At 71.6% G+C, this 23565-nt stretch carries 16 protein-coding genes; 6 read left to right on the plus strand and 10 right to left on the minus strand.

Features of this window, described 5'->3' with window-relative positions; genetic code table 11:
- Positions 1-320: 320 nt before the first annotated feature.
- From GA0070606_RS02110 to GA0070606_RS02120, 3 genes are all read right to left on the minus strand, one after another.
- Entirely contained in the window at positions 321-833 is a 513-nt protein-coding gene (locus GA0070606_RS02110; RefSeq protein WP_091094802.1) for a hypothetical protein, read from the minus strand.
- A complete protein-coding gene (locus tag GA0070606_RS02115) occupies positions 823-2631 on the minus strand; it encodes a RyR domain-containing protein (RefSeq protein ID WP_176737198.1) in 1809 nt (602 codons plus the stop codon). The genes GA0070606_RS02110 and GA0070606_RS02115 overlap by 11 nt, the downstream gene beginning before the upstream one ends.
- 200 nt (positions 2632-2831) lie before the next feature.
- Positions 2832-7046, minus strand: a complete 4215-nt coding sequence (locus GA0070606_RS02120; RefSeq protein WP_091094804.1) for a HEAT repeat domain-containing protein — start codon at positions 7044-7046, stop codon at positions 2832-2834.
- Between the two features lie 302 nt (positions 7047-7348).
- Between GA0070606_RS02120 and GA0070606_RS02125 the strand changes: the two genes are divergently transcribed.
- Positions 7349-8299 (plus strand): SCO2521 family protein, encoded by a 951-nt coding sequence (locus GA0070606_RS02125; protein WP_091094805.1) that lies wholly within the window; start codon positions 7349-7351, stop codon positions 8297-8299.
- A gap of 6 nt (positions 8300-8305) precedes the next feature.
- On the opposite strand, the gene GA0070606_RS02130 is transcribed toward GA0070606_RS02125, so the two are convergent.
- From GA0070606_RS02130 to GA0070606_RS02160, 7 genes are all read right to left on the minus strand, one after another.
- Positions 8306-9283 (minus strand): SCO2522 family protein, encoded by a 978-nt coding sequence (locus tag GA0070606_RS02130; RefSeq protein WP_281190556.1) that lies wholly within the window; start codon positions 9281-9283, stop codon positions 8306-8308.
- Entirely contained in the window at positions 9268-10197 is a 930-nt protein-coding gene (locus tag GA0070606_RS02135; protein ID WP_091094807.1) for an SCO2523 family variant P-loop protein, read from the minus strand. The genes GA0070606_RS02130 and GA0070606_RS02135 overlap by 16 nt, the downstream gene beginning before the upstream one ends.
- Complete coding sequence (locus GA0070606_RS02140; protein ID WP_141721525.1) at positions 10198-12039, minus strand: SCO2524 family protein; 1842 nt, start codon at positions 12037-12039, stop codon at positions 10198-10200. It abuts the gene before it with no gap.
- Positions 12040-12240: 201 nt separating this feature from the next.
- The gene (locus GA0070606_RS02145; RefSeq protein WP_091094809.1) at positions 12241-13248 is read right to left on the minus strand and encodes an AfsR/SARP family transcriptional regulator; all 1008 of its coding nucleotides are present in this window, start codon (positions 13246-13248) and stop codon (positions 12241-12243) included.
- Positions 13249-13906: 658 nt separating this feature from the next.
- Positions 13907-14719, minus strand: coding sequence for an SCO2525 family SAM-dependent methyltransferase (locus GA0070606_RS02150; protein WP_091094810.1), 813 nt, complete (start codon positions 14717-14719; stop codon positions 13907-13909).
- A 307-nt stretch (positions 14720-15026) separates the two neighbouring features.
- The gene (locus GA0070606_RS02155; protein ID WP_091094811.1) at positions 15027-15356 is read right to left on the minus strand and encodes an STAS domain-containing protein; all 330 of its coding nucleotides are present in this window, start codon (positions 15354-15356) and stop codon (positions 15027-15029) included.
- A 64-nt stretch (positions 15357-15420) separates the two neighbouring features.
- Entirely contained in the window at positions 15421-15873 is a 453-nt protein-coding gene (locus GA0070606_RS02160) for an ATP-binding protein (RefSeq protein WP_091094812.1), read from the minus strand.
- Between the two features lie 752 nt (positions 15874-16625).
- Between GA0070606_RS02160 and GA0070606_RS33105 the strand changes: the two genes are divergently transcribed.
- The 5 genes from GA0070606_RS33105 to GA0070606_RS02185 all read left to right on the plus strand — a co-directional run bounded on the left by GA0070606_RS33105 (position 16626) and on the right by GA0070606_RS02185 (position 23021).
- A complete protein-coding gene (locus tag GA0070606_RS33105; RefSeq protein WP_245724539.1) occupies positions 16626-17141 on the plus strand; it encodes a G5 domain-containing protein in 516 nt (171 codons plus the stop codon).
- A 126-nt stretch (positions 17142-17267) separates the two neighbouring features.
- Positions 17268-17564, plus strand: a complete 297-nt coding sequence (locus tag GA0070606_RS02170) for a chorismate mutase (RefSeq protein WP_091094814.1) — start codon at positions 17268-17270, stop codon at positions 17562-17564.
- 326 nt (positions 17565-17890) lie between these two features.
- A complete protein-coding gene (locus tag GA0070606_RS02175) occupies positions 17891-18421 on the plus strand; it encodes a SigE family RNA polymerase sigma factor (RefSeq protein WP_091107159.1) in 531 nt (176 codons plus the stop codon).
- Positions 18421-19674, plus strand: coding sequence for a hypothetical protein (locus GA0070606_RS02180; protein WP_141721528.1), 1254 nt, complete (start codon positions 18421-18423; stop codon positions 19672-19674). The genes GA0070606_RS02175 and GA0070606_RS02180 overlap by 1 nt, the downstream gene beginning before the upstream one ends.
- Positions 19671-23021 (plus strand): S8 family serine peptidase, encoded by a 3351-nt coding sequence (locus GA0070606_RS02185; protein WP_091094816.1) that lies wholly within the window; start codon positions 19671-19673, stop codon positions 23019-23021. Before GA0070606_RS02180 ends, GA0070606_RS02185 begins: the two co-directional genes overlap by 4 nt.
- Positions 23022-23565: the final 544 nt, after the last annotated feature.

The raw sequence follows: 23565 nt of genomic DNA on the forward strand, positions 1-23565 counted from the left end.
CAGTGGTTCCGTCGGGACCGACCTGCCGCTGGCGCCGCTCGCCGCCGACGGTTCGTCCACCATCACCGACACGCCCCCGGTGGGCGGGCAGTACACGTACCACGTCCGGTTCGACGGCGACGTGACCTACGCGTACGCGTCCACCAGCCACGGCGTCTCCGTCCGGGGCGCGGGCGCCTGAGCGGGGCGTCCCGGTGGCGGCGGCGATGCCCGTCCCGGTCGCACCCGGGGCGGGCACCGTCGCGGCGGTGCGGCTCGCGGGGCCCGGGACGCCGCCCTGCCGCGACGATTACGGCTCTCGTCGCGGCCGTCGCGGGCGGTCAGTCGCCGAGGACCGTGCGGCGGGCGCCGGCGGGCCAGAGGACCGTCGTCGGGACGCCGTGGCGCCGCGCCCAGTCGACGGTCCGGTCCGTCGACGCCGCGTGGCAGCCGGGTTCGCCGTCCCACACCGCCACGAGCCGCTGCACCCGGCGCACCAGTTCCCGGTTGGCGGCCACGTAGGCGGCGGTGCTCGAACGGTCGAAGCCGGTGTGCACGACCGCCGCCGCCCGGGCCAGCAGCTCGTCGAAGGCCGGCCGGTTCTCCTGGCCGATCGCGGCGGTCCGGTAGTCGCGGGCCGGCAGCACCACCTCGTACGTGCCGCCCATGTCCAGGATCGTGCGCACGAAGACCTGATCAGCGCCGGCCGCCAGGCAGGTGACGCCGTGCACCGGCCGGTCGCTGATCCGCCGCAACTCGACGCGGAGCGCCTCGGCGACGAGCACCTCGGTGTCGCGGGTGAGGTTGATGTGCCCGGTGATGCCGACGCGCACCGGTGCGGGATCAGCCGGCATCTCCTGGTCCTCTTCGTTGCGCGGGTACCGCGGGCGCCAGCCGGATCAGCTCGAAACCGCTGTCGGACAGCACGTCGGGCAGCGCCCGGATCTCCTCGCGGTTCTGCTCCTGGACGGCGGGGGGCAGCTCGTCCCACGGCCGCAGTGCGGGGTGGCGCCGCCGGGCGTCGTCGCGGGGCTCGCCATAGGTCCAGCCCTCCCCTCGCCGCTCCCGGCACCACCGTTCGTGCTCCAGGCGGGCGAGTTCCTCGATCCGGTCGTCGATGACCTGCCCGGCGGCGGAAGCGTAACCGGTGCCGCCGCGGCGGGGCGCCACGACGCACCCGAGACTCAACAGCTTCGCGGCGATGTCCTGGACGTGGGCCCGGTTGGCCCGCCGCAGCGACTCCGGCAGCCGCGACCAGTCCACCATCGCGGGCGCGTCACCAGGGCGTACCCCGGCGCAGAGCTGGGCCTGGAGGTAGCGCTCGTGGATCAGCCGGGCCAGCCGCTCGGTGAGGTCCTCGGCGATCAACCGGGCGTCGCACGCGCGGGTCAGCACCGGATAGAGGCGCAGCTTGCCGTGCACCTCGTCGAGCAGGTCGTGGCGGGAGTCGCCGTGGAAGGCGGCGGCGAGCGCCGCCTGTTGGTAGACGGGCACGAAGACCGCGCTCTCGGCGCTCTGCCAGAGCGCGGGCGTGTCCAGCACGAACTGCAGGCCGCTGGTCTCCTCCGGCGCGCAGACGTAGATGCGGTCGTAGCGGTCGCGGTCGAGCTGGTCGAGCTCGACGAGGCCGTCGAGGTCCAGGTTGTACGCGGTGAGCTGGCAGTCGGTGGTCAGGAACGGGTAGCGGGAGGCGGCGACGGCGAGTTCGGTGGCCGCGTCCGGGGCCGCCAGGTCCACCTGCAGGGGTGGCACGACCTGGCCGGGAGGGGGGTCGGCCCGGCGCGCCCGCCAGTGTCGTGCGGTCTCCACCAGCAGGGCTCGGCGGAAGGCGCCGCTGCCGGCGATGAGGACCTTGGTGGGTTGGCCGGCCTCGTGTGGCAGCGGGTGGTGCCGGTGCAGGGCGCGGGCGGCGACGTCGTCGACGTGGAAGTAGTCCAACCGCAGCCGGCTGGATCCGGCGGCGCCGAGTCTTCGGGCCTGCAACGACAGGCACATCTCGGAGTCGTGGACCAGGACGTAGACCCGTGGCGGTTGCCGACGGTCCTGGACGAGGCGGCTGGCGGTGTTGGCGATCGCGTGGTTGCGGTCGTCGTCCTCGCTGCAGGCGTAGATGGTGTGGGCCCGGGACAGGCCGGCGCCGCGCAGCACCTGCGGGTTGGCCGGGTCGCCGATGACGCCGAGGTACCGGCGCAGGCGGTATTCCAGCGGCCCGAACGGCTCGGAGCGGACCACGACCACGCGTTCGCCGTCGGCGAAGAGCCGGTCGGCGAGCATGTGGGCGAACGGGGAGTCGCCGCAGACCAGGACGTGGCCGCGGGCGTGACGGGCCCGCAGGCGGCGGCTCTCGGCGGCGAGCAGTAGGCGGCTGGCCTCGGCCACGGCGAGGAGGGTGAACAGTGGGGCGGCGAACCGGGCGACCTGCAACTGCCACGGGTAGGGCCCGGCGTTCTGGAAGGGCTCGGCGCCGAAGACGAACAACTGCAGGTCGTAGTAGAGCACGTCGTACCGGTCGTGTGCGGTGTCCGGCCGGGCCTTGAGCAGACGGTCGAAGCCGATGTAGCCGAGGATGAAGGCGGCCAGCCCGATGACTCCGAACACGGCTCGGAGCCACCATTCGACCAGGCGGCGCGGGGCGGCGACCGGGTCCGTCATGGGCCTCATGGTATTTGACGAGGTCGATCGAGCCGGTGCTCGGCGCGTCCCGGGGGCCGGTGCGGGCGGGTCGCGGGCGGCGGGCAGGCGGCGGGCGGAGCCACGGTCGGCGTACCGTCCGGGTCGGCCTGCTCAGCGGCGGCGGTGCCGTGCGGGTCGCCGGCCGTGGGGCGCGCGGCGGTGGCGCCCCGGTGGCGCGGTCACGGGAAGTCGTCGGGTGTGGTGTCGGGCAGTGCGGCCAGCAGCTGCCCGGCCAGCCGCCGCACGGTGCCGTCGTCCTCCTGGCGGACGAGCCGCCCGAGCACGAGCCGGGTCTGGCTGTCCCTGCTGTAGTGGCGGGTCAGCCCGAGCAGCGCGGTCCGGCGGATCTCCCAGTCGTTGTCGTCGGCGAGCCGCAGCAGCAGTTCCTGTACCCCTACCCGGCCGGCCAGCGTGGCCCCGAGCTGTTCCACGGCGCGGCGCCGGACCTCGAGGTCCGGGTCGTCGCGGACCAGCCCCACCAGCAGCACCCGGACCTCCGGGTCGGCGCCGAAGTGCGCGCCGAGCGCGGCGGCGATGCGGGCGCGGATCGCCGGGTCCTGGTCGGCCAGGCGGCGCAGGAGCCGCAGTGTCACCGTCATGGATGCCGAGCCGCGTTCGGTGAGGCAGCACACGGCCGCGTCGAAGACGGCGGGGTCGGTGTCGGAGTCGACGCATTCCAGCAGCACGTCGGTCACCACGTCGGGGTCACCGTGCGCGCAGAGAGTCTGCACGGCGGCCAGTCGGATGCCGACGTAGCTGTCCCGGCGAGCCCGCCGGCACAGGGTTTCGGTCAGGGCGTCGGAGTCGCCGTGGCGGGCGAGGGCCTGGGCCGCCGCGCGCAGCACGTTCGGGTCGGGGTCGCGGCTGACCTGCTCGGCCAGGCACTCCAGCACCTCGGGGTCGGGTGGGTCGGTGAGGCGGGTGAGGCGGAGGGTGACCCGTAGCCGGACGATCGCGTCGCGTTCCTGGGAGGCACGGCTGATGAGCAGGTCACGGGTGGCGTGGCCGAGCAGCGGACGGCCGGTGAGCAGGTCGACGGCGGCGAGCCGGACGCTGGCGGTGGGGTCGCGGTCGGCCTTCTCCAGCAGCAGTTCTCCGGTGCGCAGGTCCGGGTAGGCCTCGGCCAGCGCGCGCACCGCGGCGAGGCGCACCGTCGCGTCGTCGTCGGTGCGGGCCGCGTGCGCCACCACGGCCCACGCGGTGTCGTCGGCGCGGTCGCGGTCGATGAGGGCGGTGACGGCGGCGGCACGCACGGCGGCGTCCTCGTCCTGCTCGATCTGGTCGATCAGGCGGGCTCGGCAGCGCCCTTCGGGGTCGGGTACGAGTGCCAGCCGCTGCACGGCGACCGCGCGCAGCCGCGCGGAGGCGTCGGAGCAGGCCAGTTTCAGCAGCAGTTCGGTGTCCTCCGGGCCGGGCCGCCCGGGCAGCAGCTCGGTCACCACGCAGCGCCGTACCTCGTCGGGGGCGTCGCCGGTGATCCGCTGCAGCGCGCGGGTGCGGGCGGTCTCGGCGTGCTGGGGCATGGCGAGCAGGCATTGCAGCGCGCATTTCACCACGCCCGCGTCGGTGTCGGTGGCCAGCAGGCGCTGCAGGGTGTCGGGCGCGTCCGGCAGCTCGGCGCAGCGGGTGGTGAGCACCGCGGCGGCGGCCCGTCGTACGGCGGCGGCGGGGTCGTCGGCGGCGTCGGCCAGCACCTGGCGGGCGTCCTCGGACAGCTCGGTCCGGCCGGCGAGGGACTGCACCGCCAGCGCGCGCACCGCGAGGTCGGATGAGCGGGAGAGGTCGCGCAGCACGTCGACGTGGTCGGGGTCGGTGCCGAAGTGCGCGACCAGGGCCCGTACGGCGGCCTGCCGCACGGCGGTGGAGACCTCGGCCCGCGCCTGGGCGAGCAGGAGGTCCCTGCAGCGGCGGCGGCTGCGGCCGGTGGTGTCGACCCTGCCGGCGGTCTCGGCCAGCCCCGCCACCAGGGTAAGGTGGGCCTGCCGTTCGCGGCCCTGCCCGAGTTCGTGGACCAGCAGCTCCTCCAGTTGTTCCTCCGCGGTGGAGAGCACCGCGGCGATGCGGGTGGCGAAGGTGGAGCCGGAGCGCCAGCTTGTCCGCACGCCGCGGCGGCGGTACCAGTGCAGGAAGGTCTCGCGGCCGGGCCAGCTCGGGCCGAGCGCCCGGATCGATGGCAGCAGCTCCTGCTCGGTGAGTTCCACCAGGTTGGGGTCGTCGGCGGAGATGCCGTGTTCGACCAGCCGCACGACCTGGCGCAGCACCGCGTCGCCGGCGCCGGCGAGCTCGGCGGGTTGCGGCGCCTCGGCCACGCACTGCGCGGCCAGCACCAGGTTCCACGGCGGGCCGGTCAGGTTCAGCGGCGGCCAGGGTTGGTTGGCCTCGGCGGCGAGCAGGGTGACCAGGTCGTTGGCGGTCTGGGCGGGCAGGGCGCTGGCGACCAGGCGGAGCACCTCCCGCCAGGACGGGTCGGCCCAGTGCTCCCGGAACAGCGCGCGCAGTTTGTCGAGGCCCCAGGCGTCCGGATCGTGCTCGAACCTGTCCACGATCTCCTCTGCGCAGAAGAACTCCAGGAACGTGCGGTGCACGAACCCGAACAGTCGCAGTCCGTACCTTTCCAGGATGAAGCTTCGCTGTCGCAATTTTTCGATCATCGAGTAGGCCATGGCGAGCGCCCGCTCGTTCTCGAAACCGTAGAACGCGACGAGGTGGTCCCGGAAGACGCGCGCCAGTTCGTCGGACTCGATGTAGTTGCCGGCCGGGCCGGACTCCCGGAACTGCATCCAGTACGCGAGGTGGCGCACCAGCCGGCGCTTCGCCTGCAGGTCCAGCAGCGGCACGTCGCCGTGGCTCTCCCGCAGCTGTTTGGTCACGTCCCACTCGGAGATCAGGACGTCGGTGACGTGCGCGTAGAGCCGGTGCCGGTTGCGGGGCAGCGGATGGCCGCGGCCGACGATCGCCATGAGCATCAGCAGCAGGGGGTTGCCGGCGATCTCGTGCATCGCTCGGGACCTGCGCACCACGTCGAGGATCTGCCGCCGCTGCCGGTCGGCCTCGACCGCGGGTGTGGGCATCACGTAGCGGTACCAGTTGTCGAGGAACCGGGCGATGCGCTCGTCGTCGAGGTCCTCGAGGGTGAAGTGGTCGAAGCCGGCGTTGGCGAAGGTGTGCCGCAGGTATCCGGCGGCCCGGGAGGTGACCAGCGTCCGTACCCCCGGGTATTCGCTGGCGAACGTGGCGATCTGTGCGGCCACCTCCTCGCGTTGTGCGGGGTCGAACACCTCGTCCAGACCGTCGAACAGGAACAGCGCCTGGCCGCCCTGCCGTAGGTAGGCCTCCAGCAGACCCTGGTCGATTCCGGCCAGCCCCTGCTGGTGGCGGTGGCCCACGTAGTCGAGCAGGCCGTCGCATCGCCCGTCGCCGCAGTGCGCGGCGTAGGAACGCAGCTCGACCAGGACGGGCAGGTGTCGGTCCAGCGCGGCGAGCCGGGGCTCGACGCAGACCCCGGCCAGCGCCAGCGCGAGGTAACGGGCGGCCGCCGACTTGCCGGAGCCGGGGTCGCCGAGCAGCACGACGGCCCGCCTGGCGGGGTCGCACACCACGTCGAACAGGGCCAGCGCGTCCTTGGCCGCGTATTCCTCCCAGAGCCGCTCCACCTCCTCCGGGTCGACCACCCCGGGCAGCCCGCCGGCCTCGGCGTCGGTGGTGGAGCTGGCCCAGCGCCACCAGGCCAGTGGCATCTCGGGTCGGGTGTCCTCGTGCACGCGGGGCTCCACGAACATCTTCGGCAGCCCGACGGTGAGGTAGCCGATGGTGGGGCGCGGCGAGACCGCGTCCAGCGCGACGGCCTGGTATCTGAGCGCCAACTGTTTGTGGTATTGATTGCGTACGGCCTCCGGCAGGTGGGTGTCGGGGTCGGCGGGCTCGCGTGCCGGGGACCGGCCGCTGCGCACCTCGGCCAGCGCCATGGTCACCTTGGCGGAGAGGTCGTCCACGCCGGAGAAGAAGGCGCAGAGGTGGCGTTCCTTGAGTTCCCGGCGCAGCGCGAGGATCTGCTGCCAGTCGGCGTCCCGGTCGATCATGTCGACCGGCCAGGGGGTGTCCTCGGCGAGCAGGAAGATCAGGCACGGCTTTCCGGCCGCGAGTGCCTCGCGGTATTCCAGCTCGGTGATGGAGGATTCCTGGCCGGGCGGCCGGAACCCGTAGCGCCAGGCGAACAGCCCCACGTAGAGGTCACAGCGGCGCACGTCGGCAAGGCAGCGTTCCAGCGGGGGCCGGATGTCGGCCCCGTACGCCTCCATGGCGACGTCCTCGATTTCCAGACGACGTGCCACGACGTGCACGGCAGCACGATATTCCAGCAGGTCCTTTTGCGTGGCCGAAATGTAGACCTTCATGAACGGCAAACTCCAGGGGGTGACTGGCGACCGCACCAATGAAAATATCAGCCGCGGTCACATCTCCACTGGCCCGGGAACGCCCACGACCCCCGCCGTGCATGGGATTCCCGCGAACGGTGGGTTTATGATGTCCGCAGGACGGATAGGGATCCGGCCGGACCGAATCCTGTGCTCGCGAGGAGTGTGGATAATTCCGCACGGATCCGTGTCGGTGCGGGTCACGGCGGTGTACGTCAATCACCATGGGACCGCGTTCCGCGGGGCGACCGCGGACCGGTGCCGGCGATGCGGAGGAAGCCATGCTCACGGTGGGTGAGGTGCACACCAGCCTGCTGCAGCACAGCACGGCGCTGGCCCAGGAGCAGAGCGCCGAGGTGCTCAGCCTCGTGGAGGGCGAGGTCGTGCTGACCTCCCGGCGCCCTTCGCTCTACGCGGTGTCGCCCGACGTCCGCACCGGCGTGGACTGCTGGCTGCCCAGCGCCAGGAAGCGTCAGCTCCGTGGGGTGGGTGCGGTGGTCACCCGGGCCATCGTCACCGGTGGCCGGATCGTGCAGGCGTCCTCGGTCATCCAGGTCGTCGCCGGGGAGCGGCGCCGGCCCTGGTCGCACTACCTGGCCAACCCCGGCGTCCTCGAGACGGTCGGCAAGCTGGACGCCGCGGACCTCAGCGCGGGCTTCCTGCGCGGCAACAACGCGGACGTGCTGAACCTGGAGGCGATCACCGGCCGGGTGCTCGACGGCGTGCAGATGTCCGACCTGCTGGACCGGCACCCGCCACTGCGTGCGGCGCGCACCCGGCTGCGCTGGACGGCGCAGGTGGACCCCCAGCGGGACGTCTCGGCGGTGGTCACGGTGGACTCCCCCACGCTGCGCACGGTCGAACTCGTGGTCGGCCCGCAGGACGTGCCGGCCGCCGTGGCCGGCCTCTGCGAGGACCTCGCGCTGCACGACTGGCTGCTGACCATGCTGTCGTCCCTGGTGGAGGCCGCGGTCACCCGGCCGGCCTCCGGGCAGGAGCACATCGAGCGGCTGCGCCCGGTGCTGGAACACCTGCTGCACCTCTGGCTGCCCGGCGCCCGGGTCCACCCGCGGCTGCGGCCGGTCTGGGACCGTCTGGAGCAGGTGCCCGGGTTCAGCCGGCAGTGGAAGTCGTCGGTGAACTGGATCCGCGATCAGATCAGCGTGAACAACATGGCTCTGCTGCGCGACCTGGCCGACCGGGTGGCGGTCCGGCAGCCGTGCGGGCGCTGAGGGCGCTCACTCGCCGATGAACACGTAGCTCAACCGGTCGACCAGTTCGCTGGGCAGTTGCAGCCCTTCGCCGCCGGCCCGCTTCGCGACCTGCTGTGCGACCGCCGGTGGGACCGCCACCTGGCCGAGGATGGTCCGTACGGCCAGCTCGACCGGCAGGTACTGCGTGTCCATCAGGGTCAGCGTGCGGTACGCGCAGAACGGGGCGGCGACCGGGTTCAGCTGGACGATCGCCGGCAGCTCGTCCCAGTCGGTGGGCAGCTCGCCGGCGAGCCGGCACGGCTGCCTGATCGTCTCGCCCCGGTGTCGTAGCACCCCGAGCCGGGTCAACTGCCACACCGACGCGAGCAGCGCGCAGGCCCACACCCGGGCCTTCGGCCCGTCGGACCACAGCTCGATATCGACGAAGATGGAGTGCTGTGGGTCGCCGGACTGCAGCGGCGGGGACCAGGGACGCGGCAGGGTCATCGCCGGCGCGTCGACGTGCCCGGGCGACCGTTGACCGTTGGACAGCCAACCCGACTCGCTCAGCGGCGGGCGGCTTCCGGTGGTGTGCCGGGGCGGCTCGACCACCAGTGTGTCGACCACCAGCTGGGCCAGTTCGACGCCGTCGTGCCGCGCGAAACTGGACTCCCGGGCCACGTAGTCCAGCGTCAGGCCGTGCTCCGCCGCAGCGCTCTGCACCTGGGGGATCACGTCACGGGGGGTGCCGAAGCGGTGGAAGTAGTCGTCCACCATGAAGCAGGTGCTGATCCGCGGTTGCCGGTGCGGGGGCAGGCCTCGTCGGGCCAGAGCCGGGATCGCGGCCGACCAGTCCGCGATCCGCTCGAACTTGCGCCGCAGCTCCCGACACCCGTCGCCGAAGTCCTCCGCGTAGAAGTGCCCCAACTCCACGGACAGATGCGAATACGCCACGCTCTCGGTACGTCGCACCGCAGCTGCCTCCTGGAACCTGACATCCACGCCGATCACACGGTCTCCCATGCCGTCTCGTCGAAGAGCTTCTCGGTCAGATCCACGAAGGCGTCCACGGTCTTGACGTTCGCGATCTTGCTTTGCACGTCGTGGTCCGAGATGAGCTGCTCCCGCCACTGCAACAGGGGATCCAACGGCACCGCGCCGAACAGCGTGGTGCGCCCGACGCCGCGCCGTCGGGCCAGTTCCGACAGCTCCGCGTCGCACTTGCGCAGGAAGGCCTGCTGCGCAAGGTCGAGGTGGCCGACCTCGGGGCCACGTGAATCGATCACCGCCGTGCGGACGAAGCGCAGGGACTCCCGCAGCTGCTCCGGCTCGTGGCCGTACTCCTTGCCCATGGCCACGATCCCGCCGGCCTCGAAGGCCAGATCCGCGGCAGCGGTGACGTGCTGGGGGGTCCACCGGTGGAAGACCAACCAGCGCGCCGTCACCTTGCGCAGGGTCGCGATGGCGGTGGCGGCCAGCGCGATCTGGCTGGCGTACGACCGGCCGGCGCTGAGGTCCACCAGGGTCAGGTCGAACTCCTCCTCCAGGCGGAGGAAGAGCTCGGCGCAGCGCTTGGCGATGTCGTTGGTGAAACCGAACTCGCTGCCGTTGCGCTGCCCGGGCAGGAGCACCAGCGGACCGGACCCGATGGGCCGCTGGCGCAGGCTGGCCCGCTCCGAGGTGCCCCACACGTCCAGTTGCTCGGGGGACGGGATCTCGCCGCGCAGGTATCGGTGCAGGCCGCCGCCGTTGGGCCCGGTGCCCTCCACGCCGTTGACGGCCTGCGGGATCTGGAACGTGATGCCCGCCGTCGGCGAACCGAAGTCGTAGTCGAGGTAGCAGGTGGGGCGGCCGGACAACGCGCTGCGGTAGGCGATGTTCGCCGCGGTCACCGAGCGCCCGGTGCCGCCCTTGTGGGACGTGACGAAGACCAGCATTCAGATCCCCTCGCTGGCCTTCTGCTGCCCGGTGGCGATGTCGTTGAGCAGCAGCAGGAGGTTGTTCGCCAGGGCGGCGGCGGTGCCGGGGCGTTCGTCGACGAGCAGCTGTGCCCGGCGCAGGCTGGCCCGGATGCTGCGCATGCTGCGCTGCATCGCGTCACCGGCGAAGGTGCCGCGCATCAACTCCCGGTCGAACAGGTATTCCGCCTCGTCGATGAGATCCTGCGCGTAGGAGGCGAGCCGACCGGCCCGCGGGAACGGCCGCTCCCAGAGCAGCTGACCGGCGGTGACCAGCGCCTCCACCACCCGCTGGGTGAGATACCAGGAGGGTGCGTCCGGCTTGGGCGCCAGCCCGGGGAAGGCGCCGCCGGCGTGATCCCACAGCCCTCGGTGCTGACCGTCGGGGATACGCCGCAGCAGCAGGTGGTCCCACACCTCGTCGGCCAGCTCCAGCAGTTCGCTGCGCTGCCGGGCGTTGCTGAGCAGACCGGCGACGGTGGCGGCCCGCTGGAGCAGCACGGTGGAGTACTCGTTGACGTTCCACGTCATGATCGGCTTCGACGTGTCGTCGTTCAGGGTCACCCGCTTGCCCGGTGCGTGCAGGAGCAGCGCCGGCTCGTCGAGCGAGGCACGCCGGGTGATCCGTGCCCGCTGCGCCAGCTCCACCAGCACCGCCGCGATCCTGCCGAACTCCTCGTCGGCGCCGCGTCCGCCGGCGACCAGGCCCTTCACGGCCAGGGACGTGGCCTGGAGGGTGTAGTAGTCGGTCCGGTCGCCGTCGGTCGTCCGCCAGGGAATGTCCTCGATGGGCCACCGCCGTCGGTTGTCGAACGTCGCCACCGTCGCCCAGTAGGTCCGGGTCAGTTCCCAGCGCAGCTGCAGTGCCCGGGACAGCCGCTGCTGCTCCTCGTTGAGCAACCCGAGCAGCCGGGTGCGTTCGGAGTTGAGGTCCTCGATGGCGTCCATCGCGATGACCGTGAAGTAGAGGTAGGGGGCGTTCTCCGCCGAGCCCTCACGTTGCAGGCCGGTCGGTTCGGTGGTCGGGACATCCTCGGCCCCGGAGATGATCCCCCACGACCAGCCGCACTCGAACAGCATCTCGCTGCTGTCCAGGTCCTCGGTCACCCGGCCAGACCCGATGACGACGCTGCGCAGGCTGGCCATGGTGTCCCGCAACTGTTCGCGCAGCGCGGCCACCACCTCGCGGCGCGGCAGCTCGTCCTGGTTGATCATGTCGCACAGCCGTTGGCCGTACTCGTCGGTGGAGGTGAAGACGAAGGTGCTGAAGCTGCGGAGCAGGCCGACCATGGCGGCGGTGAGCCGCACGCTGGCCATCGCGTCGAGGGCGTCCAGCTGCGCCAGCAGGTCGGGCCGCTTCGTGGTGCCGCGGTAGACCTTGACGAAACCGATCGTCGCCAGGGTGAGCGTGACGGACACCGCGAACGAGTCGACGATGTCCAGCGAGCGTTGCTCCTCGGTGAGCTCCGGGCCGTCGTCGAGCGGGGTCAGGTAGCTTCCGCCGCTGAAGATCGGGGTGCCGGTCTCGTCGGTGTACCGGGTGAAGTAGTCGCTGATCACACTGATCATCCGGCGGGGGATCTCGATGGCGCTGCCGAGCGGGCTGAGCGCCTCGATCACCTCGTCGTCGGCGCGATCGGGATCGTCGAGGGACAGCACGGGAACCCTGGCCGCGGGGAGCAGCAGGGTCAGCAGCTGCTCCGCGTCGCTGATCGAGTTGCTGCCACTTCGGCCTCCCCAGTGCCATTCACCGTTCTGCCAGCAACTACGCACCGTGGCACGCCAGATGTCGAGGATTTCCTGGCGTGGCTGTATCCGCACGATTCACCGCCGTCTGCTGTGGTCGTCGAGTCAAAACCGCTGGTGGTGCCATTAACACGATGATCTACGGTGCTCCACAATGACGTGCACCAACATGGTAGCGGGCCAGTCGAGTGCCTCTCGAACAGCTTCGATGGCGCGTGTCGGCGACGCGACCGTCAGCCGTGACGTGAATCCGCGTACCGACGTACCGAACGAATCTCACGGTAAACGCCCTCCCGCGATCGAGCATCGGCGCACGTCACGGCTCCGGCCTGTGCGTACTCGCCGAGACAGTGGTGGGCGCGGCCGAGGCTGTCCCACGCTCCCGCCTCGGCGTGCCCGTCGCCGATCTCCTGGTTGAACACGACGGCCTGCGCGCAGAACATGTGCGCTTCCCGGTGATCGCCGAGCACGGAGTGCAATCACCCGAGGTCGTTCAACGCCGTCGCCTGCCCGGGGCGGTGGTTGATCTCCTGGTAGAGCCGTAGTGCCTGCTGGTTGCGGGTCCAGGGCCTGCGCCCAGTCGCCCCGCTGGTGGCGGATCCAGCCCAGGCCGCAGGCGATGTCGAGGCGACGGCGCAGCTCGTCGAACTGGTGGAGTGCGTCGGCCCGGCGGCCGGAGTGACCCAGCGCGAGCATGAGCTGACCGACCAGACGCTCGTCGAACGGCTGCTGCTCGACGCAGGTCGTCAGGTGGGGCACGAGTTCCGCGTGCTGACCGTGGCGCAGCGCCGGATCGATGCGGTCCCGATCGGCCGCAATCCGGTCCCGCTGCGACGTCTCCCGCAGGCCGGCCGCCCACGGCGTGTCGATATGGGCCAGAGGGGTGCCGCGCCAGAGCCGCAGCGACTCCTCGAAGAGCCGCAGCGCCTGCTCGGAGTCGGATGTCCTGCGGGCCAGGGCTGTGAGTCGGGTGAACCGGTGCAGGTCCACGGGGTCGGGGGCGACGGCCAACAGACAGCCGCCGGCCTGGCGATTGATCAGCACCTCCGCGCTGGGCGCGAGGCAGCCCCGCAACCGCGACAGACAGCTGTAGAGCGTGGCGAGCGGCCGGGACGGACGGCGCTCGCCCCACGCCCGGTCCATCAGGTGCTCGACCGGGACGGTCCGGTTCGCGTCGACGGGCAGGGGGGCCAGGACGGACTGCTGCCGGATGTGCCCCACGTCGACCGGCTGGTCATCGATGTACGCCCGAAAGTCGCCGAGCAGGCCGAATTCCACCGCCACCCGTGCCGCTCCTGTTCCGGCCCTGCCTCGCAGAGCCCCGTCGACGAAGGCGTTCAAGCCTCGCCCACAAATTGTCCAAGATGGACGCGGTACGGCGCTGACCCCTGTCCACGGATCGGGAATCGGCCGGCCCAAGGTTTGCCCCACGTGTGCGCGAGCATGCCGCGGCACCTTGGTCGCAGGGCCCGACGGGCCCTCCCGTCCGGCCCGAGCCGATCGTTTCCGTGCAGGAGGTGAACCGAAGTGTCGAAGCCGCAGAGCACTCTCGCCACGCTCCGCACCCCGAAGTCGGGCCAGCCGATGGAGGCGGTGGGGTGTGGCATCTGCTGGGCCAGCGGTCGGGCGCCGTTCGTGGCAGGTCTGCGTGGGCCCGCCGCCGTACTCGCGGGCCCTCTGACCGGCAGACCGGGCCGATCGGCCGACGCAGTCCAGGCTGCCCGGTCGGTCGGCCCCGGGAACCCCCGCATCCGTCCGCCGCCCGTCGGCGACTGCCGGATACCGAGGTGAACCGATGACATCGGCCGTCGCGGCGGAGGCAGTGGCACGCCGGCCGTTCCCGAAGCACCCCAGCCCGACTGGGGAATCCGTCTGCAACCGGTCGGCGGCCTGCTCGTTGACCGCCGCAGCGGGGTGCGCCCACCGCGCGTCCTTCGGTGGGTCAGCCGTCGCTCCAGCGTCGCGCGCGGCCGCGCGTACGGCCGGTGGCCAGCAGCATGCCCACGTATCCGTCGCGCAGTGGCGGCGTCAGGCGCACCTCGTGGACGTTGAGCTCGTACGCGCCGGCCGTGATGCCGGCCACCACCTCGGCGCGTTGCAGGGCGACGGCGGGGAACGTGCGCGGGCCGACGCTGTAGCCGTGGGAGCCGAGCATGACCGCCACGGCGAAGGGTGAGTGGGGCCGCAGGGCGTCGAGGAACCGGCCGATCGCCTGCTCGGCCTCGATTCGGTCCGCCGATATGGAGCAGGCCACGAAGAACATGGTGCCCGCGTCCCAGGCGTGCCTCGGCACGTCGAAGACGCTGGCCCGCAGCACTCGGCCCACCCGCGCCAGGCGGCCGCGCGGGTCGGTCAGCGCCGCGTACGTCGGGTGTTCCGCGCACACCTGCCAGTACGGGTCCCACAGCTCGTCGTAGCCGGCGACCTGCGTGCGCAGCCAGTTCACGTTCGACGTCGACCAGTCGCACAGGTCGACCCTGCGAGCGAACGGCAGGAGCGACAGCGCCGGGTAGAGGTTGGCTCCCGACCCCACGTCGACACAGTCGGCGTCGGCGAGCTCCGCATCGGCGAAGAAGTCCCTGGTGCGACGGAGGATCTCCCGATCGTCGTCACGCAGGACGGCGTAGTTGTGTCGCACGTACGCCTGGGGGTCGAAGCGGTCCCACTCGACGTCGGCGTTCGACGGCAGCGAAGGTCGGATCGGCGGGGGTGGCGCCGGCGACTCGCATCCGCCGCCGGCCGGGGTCGACGCCATGGACGGACCTCCATCGATGTCGGCGGATCACATCGGTCGTCGTTGCTGCGCGCCTCGTCTCGCTGCCCATTGTGCATCGAAGGTGGTGTAAATCCGCAAGCAGCGGCACTTCCACCGACTCCGGCGAATGACGACCGGACGGTGTCCACTCTGACCTGCCCAGTTCACCCGGCTGGGGCGTGTGCCTGACCCGCTCTGACGGACATCCGATATCGCGCCGGCTTGCCGGGCGGGCCCGCCCGTCCTGTCCTCGGGCACGCTCGCGAACGCGACGGTCGGCGGCCGCCCCCTGTGGACCCTGCGCCTGCTACGGGCGGCTGCTGTCGGCGGTCAGCGAGTCGAGTACGCCGGTGACGTCGAGGACCCGGTGGACCTGAGGGCTGGGGTTGACCACGGCGAGGCGACGACCGGCTCTGGCCGCGGTGTTGCGCGCGACGACCAACGCGCTGATGACGCTCGAGTCGATGAACGACACCTCGGCGGTGTCGACCTGGACGACGTCGGCGGCGCGGACTGCCGCGTGGAGCAGGTTCTGCAACCGCGCGGCGCCCTGCATGTCGATCTCACCGGACAGCACGACCGTCTTCCGGTTGCCGTTGGCGTGGATCTGGTGCTGCCAGGTCGGCTCCGGGTTCATTCCTGACTCGCCTTCCTCGTGGACTCGTCGACCCTACCCGCAGCCCTTCGGCCACGGCGAGCCCTTACGGCGGGCCTGTCGGCCGGGAGGTCGGGCCCGCGCTCACGGTGGCGGTGATCCCGTCCGGTCCGCGGGTCAGAGTCAGCGCGCCGGTCAGCTGGCGGGCCAGCCAGAGGCCGCGCCCGCCCGGCACGTCCGGCGGTGGCAGCTCCACGGGAGGGTCCGCCCCGCTCGCGCCGTGGTCGCTGACGGCGCAGAAAAGCCTGTCGCCCGCCTGGCGGAGTTCCAGGTACCCCGACCCGCCGCCGTGGCGTATCGCATTGGTCGACAGTTCGTAGACCGCCAGCACGAAATCGTCGCCGTCGTCGCCGGACAGACCCGCTACGGCGACGCGCGCGGCCAGGAGGTGTCGCAGCGCGGTCACCGTAGCGGCCGTGAAGTGCTGCGACAGCAACACGACCGGCCGGACGAGATCGAGGCTCGCCTCGTCCCCGTCACCGAACTGTCCGCCGTCCATGGCCGGCACGCTACCCGTCCCCGGTGAGCACGCGACCGTTGCCCGATGACAAGTATCAGCAGGTCACGCCCCATGGAGCCGGCGTTGAGGTCCTTCTGCGGCGACGCTGACGCGCTCGCAGTGGCGCGTGGCAGCCGTCCGGAAGCACCGCCGTCGTCCCGGTAGCTAGATGACCGGCGAATCCGCACGTCGGGCAGTCGTAGACCGTGCCGCCTGTCGTCCGAAGCCGGTTTCCCAGGTGGGCGCCTCCGGCCGCCCGTCGCGAGCCGGATGGTCGACCCCTCACCGTCCGTCGCGCCGCGCGGAGCGACGATCGACGGGGATCTTCGCCTCACGGCGCTGGCCGAGCGGACGAACGAATGGTGCGCTGTCGGCGTGACCGGTCCGGAACGTGGCTGACTGGCCGGTGCTGGGCGTTGGCCCTGTTCAGCACACTTTCAGCCGTGACGTACGAGCCTCCCCAGGACCCGTGGCGCGGGCAGGGCAGGCCTCCGCCTCTTCCCCCCGCCTACGTGCCGCCGCCTGGCGGCGGCACGACCCCGCCGCCGTACCCGACCGCGCAGTTCCCGGCGGCACCGGGAGGTTGGGGCCCTCAGCCGCCACCGAGGCGGCGCAACACCGCGAAGGTCGTACTGATCAGCGCCGTCACGCTCGTGCTGCTGTGCTGCGGAGGGGCCGTCATCTCGGCGATAGTCGCTACCCCGCCGGAGCCGCAGGGCCGGAAGCAGCCCGGCGCCGAGGCCGTCCCGACCGTGGCGGCTTCCGAGGACGCCGCCCCGTCCGTCACCGAGCAGTCCCCCACCCAGCCGGCCGCCACCCCCACCGAGGCGGCGGGACCGACGGTGTCCGCCTCGCCGACGGTACGCACCAGCACGGTCACCGAGACGCAGCGGATCGCCTACCGGACCAGGACGGTCAGCGACTCCTCCCTGCCGAAGGGCACGAAAAAGGTGACCACCCGGGGCGTCGCCGGCGTCAAGACCCTCACCTACCAGGTCACCGTCACCGACGGCGTGCAGACGGCGAAGAAGCTGATCAGGTCGGAGGTGACCAGGGCACCGGTCACGCAGGTGGTCAGGGTGGGCACCGGGGAGACCCGGCGATGCGACCCGAACTACAGCGGGGCGTGCGTACCGGTCGCCAGTGACGTCGACTGCGCCGGCGGCAGCGGCAACGGACCCGCCTACGTCGAGGGACCGGTGCGGGTGGTGGGTCGCGACATCTACGACCTCGACCGGAACGGCGACGGGATCGGCTGCGACGAGTGAGGTCGGGTCCACAGTCACACGACGCCAACCCGGGGTAGCGGCGGGAATTCGGCCCCCGGCCCGGAATGCGGGTTGACGGCCTGTCCGGCCAGCCCGACCCCGAGCAGGTGTGCGAGGATCTTCGGCATGGCAGACACGGCGGCGGCGCTTGCTGAGCTCCGCACCGCGATCGACCAGTTGGACGATGAGATCGTTCGATTGCTTGCGCGGCGCGAGAGTCTGGTCCGCCGTGCCGCGCCCCTCAAGACCGACCTGGGGGCTGTCCGCGCGCCGGAACGGGTCGGCCAGGTGATCGCCCGGGTCCGCGCTTCGGCCGCCGAGGCGGGCGGGACCCCCGACGTCATGGAGCGGATCTACCGCGGCGTCATCCAGACGTTCATCGAGATGGAGACCGACGAGCACCGCCGAAGCGCGGGAGCCTGAGCTACACACCCGCGCCCACGTCACGACACGCCAGTAACCCAGCGGTAACGGTCCGCTGAATCCCGACGGGCCGGCCGGGTTCCGGTGCCGGCGCTCGCCGACGCGGTGCGCCGGCTCGCCGGGGCGGGCTCCCTGTCTGTGACGCGCAGGCCCCGCCGCTTCGGCTTGATGCGGCCGATCGTCCACCTGGCCAGGTGATCCACGACGCCGGCAACGCCTCGACCGCCAACAGCGCCACCGGAACCTTCGGGAGAGTTTCGGGCGACGGCGTCAACCGGATCCTGCTTCGGCGCCGATAAGAGGGTGTGCCGGAGAGAGGAGCCCACTTGTCGGCAGAAGAGGACGAGGAGTATGTCGAGTACGTCACGGTGGCGCTGAGCAGGCTGCGGCGTTCCGCGTACCTGCTCTGCGGCGACGCGCATCGCGCCGACGACATCGTGCAGTCCGCCCTGGTCACGGTCTACCTGCAGTGGTCGAAAATAAGGCGGGTCGAGAACCTCGACGGGTACGTGCACCGCATTCTGGTGCGTCGCTACCTCGACGAGGCCCGCCGGTCCTGGGCGAAGGTGCTGTTGTCGTGGCGGATGCCCGAGATGCCGTCCCGGACGGGACCGAGCGTGGAGGACGCCAGCGCTGTGCGCTCGGCTCTCGCGGTGTTGAGTCGAGGCCAGCGCAGTGTGCTGGTCCTGCGGTTCTTCTGCGACATGTCGGTGCAGGAGACCGCGACGGTGCTGGGCTGCTCCACCGGCAGCGTCAAGAGCCAGACATCACGTGCGCTGACCACAATGCGTCGCCTCCTGGGTGAGCAGTGGCCTGGCGTTGACCAGAGGCGTCTTGAGGAAGCGAGGAGGGTGTAATGCATGGACAGGAAGGTCGCGATGCCGAGGCCGTCCGTGTTCTTTTGTCCGAGATAGCGCCTCCGTCGAGCCGAGTTACGGTGGCCGGACTGCTTGCCGAGGGCCGGCGGGCACGTCGCCGGCGCCGGTCGGCGGCCGCGGTCACCGGGGTTCTCGTGCTCAGCTTCGCCGCTGTTGGCGGGGTGAGCGCGTTCGACCGCAGCTCGGACGACGGCGGCGGTCAGGTCCTGAGCTCCGGCGCAGCGGGCACCGCAGATCCTTCAACCCCCTGCACCGTGACGGAATTGGAGCTACCCGCGAAGGCGACGACCGGCGAGGTCAACGCCGGCTCACCCAGCGGTCGCTTCCTGGCCGGGTTCTCCTCGGTCGGGAACGCGCTGGCCACGCCGGTCCGCTGGGACGGCACGCGGGCCGAACCCATCAAGGTCAACGGGCCCGCCGAGGCCAAGGACGTCAACGACAGCGGAGTCACGGTGGGCAGCGGCCAGGGCGCGAACGGCCGGTCGGTCGCCTGGGCGTTCGTCGACGGTACGGTGATCACACTGCCGATCCCGAAGGGCTACACCGGCGCGGAAGCAAACGCTATCAATGCCCACGGAGACGTGGCCGGGGTGCTGTTCGCGGGTGACCGAATGGCAGCGGCCGTCTGGCGCGGCACCAGCGCGAACGCCCGAGTGGACATCCTGCCGGCAGCGAGCGGGGCGACGGCGTTCGGCATTTCGGACAGTGGGGTCGTGGTCGGTTCGCTCGACGACGGCAAGGACAGCTTCGCCCACCTGTGGAACGCGCAGGGACAGGGCAGCCGCCTGACCGCCCCGGCCGGCTTCGGAGGTTCGGGCCTGCTCGGCGTCCGGGGCGAGTGGGCGTACGGCGTGCTCAGCCGACCGGACGAGCGGTCCGGCTCGGTCCCATCGAGCACGACCCAGCGCGCCGGTGACGCGACCTCGCCGTCGCCGGAACTCCCGACCGCGGTCAACCCGAACGTCTCAGTGGTGTGGGACCTGCGGAACGGCCAGGCCAGCATCGTGTCGGACGGCGCGGTCAAGGCCGTCAACCCCGGCGGCGAGACGGTGGTCAACCACGAGGACCGGACCGCCTCGCTGCGCTCCCCCGACGGCGCGCTCCGCAAGCTGCCCAGTCTCCCCGATCAAGACAACGCCCATGCCACCGCGCTCAGTGACGCCGGCACCCAGGCCGCCGGTACGAGCGGACAGAAGCCGGTCCGGTGGCAATGCATGAAAGGTGGAAAATGATGCGGTCCCATTGGCAGTTCGCCGCACGGGTGGGCCTCGCCTTGGCCGTCCTGACTAGTGCCCAGGTCACGGTCGGTCAGGCCGCTGCGGGCACCACCGGTGCTGCCCCTTCTCGGGCCAAGCCCGCGCCGGTGCAGCCGGCTCGGACGGTCACCCTGCTCACCGGCGACCGGATCACCGTCCACGGTGCCGACGCCGCCCGCTATTCGATAACCCGAGGTAAGGGGCGGGAGCACGTCACATTCGCCGCCACCAGGGCCGCCGGGCACCTGCGGGTGGTGCCAAGCGACGCGGTCGGTGCGCTGCGTGACGGACTGCTGGACAGCAGGCTGTTCGATGTGACGACACTGCTCCACAGCGGCTACGACGACCGGGCCGCCGAGCTGCCACTGATCGTCACGTACGCCGACGACGCCGCCGGGCGAACCGCGCGGGCCGGCGCGGCCACAGCCGGGGCCCGAGTCATGCGTGCCTTGCCGGGCAAGGGCAACTTCGCGGTCCGCGCCGCACGGAGCGACGCCGGACAGTTCTGGCGGAGCCTGACCGGCGGGCCGCGGGCAGCCGCCCCGACCAGCGGCGTACGCAAGGTGTGGCTTGACGGCCTGCGCAAGCCGGCGCTGGCCACCAGCGTGCCGCAGATCGGTGCCCCGGCCGCCTGGCAGGCCGGCTACACCGGTAAGGGTGTGACGGTGGCGGTCCTGGACAGCGGCGTCGACAGCGACCATCCGGACCTGGCTGGTCGGATCGCGGCCTCGCAGAACTTCACCGAGGGCGTTGAGGACGACCGGGACCTGTCCGGACACGGCACGCACGTCGCGTCCACGGTGGCCGGCAGCGGGGCCGCTTCCGACGGCCGCAACCGGGGGGTGGCACCGGACGCCAATCTGGTCAGCGGCAAGGTCTGCGTCGTCCTTGGTTGCGCCGAGTCGTGGATCATGGCCGGGATGCAGTGGGCGGTCACCGAGCAGCACGCGAAGATCGTCAACCTGAGCATCGGCGGACCGGACGGCCCAGAAACGGATCCGTTGGAGCAGGCGGTGACCGACCTGAGCGCCCGGTACGGCGCCCTGTTCGTGGTGGCCGCCGGCAACGCGGGACCCGCGCAGTCGATCGGTTCACCGGCCAGCGCGCCCGCCGCGCTGGCCGTCGGCGCGGTGAGCCGTGACGACGTTCTCGCCGATTTCTCCAGCCGGGGACCGGCCACCGGCGACGCCGCGGCGAAGCCCGAGGTGACCGCGCCCGGGGTCGACATCACCGCGGCCCGCAGCTCGGACGGTAACGTCGGTACGCCCGGCGACGCGTACGTGACGCTCTCCGGCACGTCGATGGCGGCCCCACACGCGGCCGGGGCGGCGGCGCTGCTGGCCCAGCAGCATCCGGACTGGTCCGGCGAGCGGCTCAAGGCGACGCTGATGGCTGCGGCGAAACGGGTCCCCGACGCCGGGGTTTTCGGGCAGGGTGCCGGCCGGGTGGACGTCGGTCGGGCGACCACGCAGTCGATCACGGCAAGTCCACCGAGCGTGGCGTTCGGGTTGCACCAGTGGCCACACACGGACGACGAGCCGGTGACCAGGACCGTCACGTACCGCAACAGCGGCAACGAACCGATCGAGCTGACGCTGACCGCCCAGGCCACCGGTCCCACCAACCAGCCGGCCCCGGTCGGGATGTTCACCCTGGCCGCCAACCGGCTCACCGTGCCGGCCGGCGGCACCGCCCAGACCACGCTGACCGTCTCCACGCGGCTGGACGTGCCGGACGGCAACTACGGCGGCTACCTGGTCGCCACCGCCGGCGATCTGGTGGTGAACACGCCGCTGTCGGTCGGTAAGGAGATCGAGAGCTACGACATGACGCTGGTGCACACCAACCGGGACGGCAGCCCGGCCACCGACGTGATGCCGATGCTCTACCGCACCGACGGGACGACCGAAGAGATTCCGGTGCCGGCCAGTGGCAGGTTGCGGCTACCTCGGGGGACGTACATGGTCGGCACCTGGATCTACGGGCCCGACGGCGACTTCACCCACCTGGTGCAGCCCCGACTGGAGCTGACCCGGAACCAGACCGTCAGCCTCGACGCCCGGCTGGCTGAACCGCTCAAGGTGACCGTGCCGAACGCCACGGCCAGCTCACTTGTCGCGGAACTGATCGTGGGCGTTGCGACCGAGGATGGGGCCGGCATCGCCAGCCTCACCCACGGCCACTCGTTCGACCAGATCTACAGCGCGCAGCTCGGGCCGGCCGGCCCGCAGGACGGTGTGTGGGCGAAGGTCGGTAGCCAGTGGGCCCGGGGCGGCGACGCCGGCCCGACCGACAGCCCGTACGCCTATCGGCTCGCCTGGTATGTGCGGGGCAGCGTGCCCACGGGATTTGTCCGTAACGTACGTCCCGAGGAACTGGCCACGGTGTACGCCTCGTACGCCAGCTCCACCCCGGGGCTGCGCGGCCGCTTCCACGCGATCGCCGCGGCCGAGGGTCTGCCCAGCGGTGGCTTTCTTGCCGACGTCGATTTCGCGCTGCCCCTGACCCGAACCGAGTACTACAACGTCGACGCCGGGGTGACGTGGGAGAACGGCTTCCTCGAGCACAGCGCGGACAATCAGCACTTTGTGACCTCGCTGTGGGGCGTGGGCCGCTACCAGCCGGGCCGCGTCTACCGGGAGAGCTGGAACCGGGGCGTGTTCGGCCCGGCCTTCTTCGAGCTCGACATCCCGGACGGCGAGCCGAAGGGGGTCGCCCGGACGGACAACACGATTCACGCCTACCTCGCGCTGTACTCGGACGTGGTCGGCCGGTTCGCGGCTTCGCAGGACGCCGAATACACCTCCTCGCTCTACCGCAACGGGAGTCTGCTCGGCACTGCGGACGGGTGGGAGAGCACGTTCGAGGTGCCCGCCGACCCGGCCGGCTACCGGCTCCGGCTCGACGCCCGACGCGACGCGCCGGCCAGCCTGGCCACCCGGACCAGCATCGAGTGGACGTTCCGGTCCGCCGCCGGTCCCGCCAGCAGCGCTGCGCTGCCGGTCTCGGTGGTGCGGTTCGCTCCACAGCTGGACAGGACCAACGCGGCGCTGGCCGGAGCCACCGTCAAGATCCCCGTAACGGTGTATCGCCAGCCGGGTGCACCCACCGGAACAGTCCGTGACCTCACCGTCGACGCCTCCTATGACGACGGGCGGACGTGGCAGCGGGTGGAGCTGAATCGGTCTGGTGCCGGCGGGATACTCACGGTGCGTCATCCAGCAACCGCCGGCTACGTTTCCCTGCGAGCCAGGAGCACCGACAGCGCGGGTAACACGGTGGATCAGACCATCATCCGGGCTTACCGGCTGACCGAAGGGTAGGCACCTCGTGGTCCACCCGGTCGGGGTTCCGACCGGGTGGACCCTCGACGCACCAGGTTTCGTTCCACTCCGCTGGCGCTGGCGCGGAGTCTCAGGACGGCTTCGGCGCCGGCGCTCCGCCCGGCTGTCGACGCGTTCGCCCGGCAAATCTGCTACCCGGCGGCCGGTGCGCAGTGATACACACCCGAGGTGCAAAACGCTCTGGCCGATCGCATCCCGCTCGACGGCCTGGAGACCACCAGCGACACCGCGCCGATGGAGCAGCTCGCAGACTGGGACCCGAACGCGTAAGACGCGCACTCGTGGCGCGCCTGGCGGTGGTGCGGGCGCCGGGCTGAGCAGGCGGGGACGCCCCCGCCCACCGAGGGCCCAGGCAGGCCGGGCTGATCCAACTGCTGGCCCTCCTGCTCGGTCAGCCTCCTGATCTTGACCGGCTCCGCCACCGCGCCCCCGAACCGTCGGATGCGCGTCTCATCCAACCGGTTCCGGCCCCGCCGCCGCCAACCCGGTAGACGTTTCCGGTCGAAGCACCATCTGGCCGAGG

It is taken from the genome of Micromonospora citrea (genome assembly GCF_900090315.1).
GTDB classification, from domain to species: Bacteria; Actinomycetota; Actinomycetes; order Mycobacteriales; family Micromonosporaceae; genus Micromonospora; species Micromonospora citrea.

What these genes read in the sequence shown, in the direction of transcription:
- GA0070606_RS02110 (WP_091094802.1), bottom strand. Translation starts at nt 833, where the DNA reads ATGCCGGCTGATCCCGCACCGGTGCGCGTCGGCATCACCGGGCACATC.
- GA0070606_RS02115 (WP_176737198.1), bottom strand. Translation starts at nt 2,631, where the DNA reads ATGACGGACCCGGTCGCCGCCCCGCGCCGCCTGGTCGAATGGTGGCTC.
- GA0070606_RS02120 (WP_091094804.1), bottom strand. Translation starts at nt 7,046, where the DNA reads ATGAAGGTCTACATTTCGGCCACGCAAAAGGACCTGCTGGAATATCGT.
- GA0070606_RS02125 (WP_091094805.1), top strand. Translation starts at nt 7,349, where the DNA reads ATGCTCACGGTGGGTGAGGTGCACACCAGCCTGCTGCAGCACAGCACG.
- GA0070606_RS02130 (WP_281190556.1), bottom strand. Translation starts at nt 9,283, where the DNA reads ATGGGAGACCGTGTGATCGGCGTGGATGTCAGGTTCCAGGAGGCAGCT.
- GA0070606_RS02135 (WP_091094807.1), bottom strand. Translation starts at nt 10,197, where the DNA reads ATGCTGGTCTTCGTCACGTCCCACAAGGGCGGCACCGGGCGCTCGGTG.
- GA0070606_RS02150 (WP_091094810.1), bottom strand. Translation starts at nt 14,719, where the DNA reads ATGGCGTCGACCCCGGCCGGCGGCGGATGCGAGTCGCCGGCGCCACCC.
- GA0070606_RS02155 (WP_091094811.1), bottom strand. Translation starts at nt 15,356, where the DNA reads ATGAACCCGGAGCCGACCTGGCAGCACCAGATCCACGCCAACGGCAAC.
- GA0070606_RS02160 (WP_091094812.1), bottom strand. Translation starts at nt 15,873, where the DNA reads ATGGACGGCGGACAGTTCGGTGACGGGGACGAGGCGAGCCTCGATCTC.
- GA0070606_RS02170 (WP_091094814.1), top strand. Translation starts at nt 17,268, where the DNA reads ATGGCAGACACGGCGGCGGCGCTTGCTGAGCTCCGCACCGCGATCGAC.
- GA0070606_RS02180 (WP_141721528.1), top strand. Translation starts at nt 18,421, where the DNA reads ATGCATGGACAGGAAGGTCGCGATGCCGAGGCCGTCCGTGTTCTTTTG.
- GA0070606_RS02185 (WP_091094816.1), top strand. Translation starts at nt 19,671, where the DNA reads ATGATGCGGTCCCATTGGCAGTTCGCCGCACGGGTGGGCCTCGCCTTG.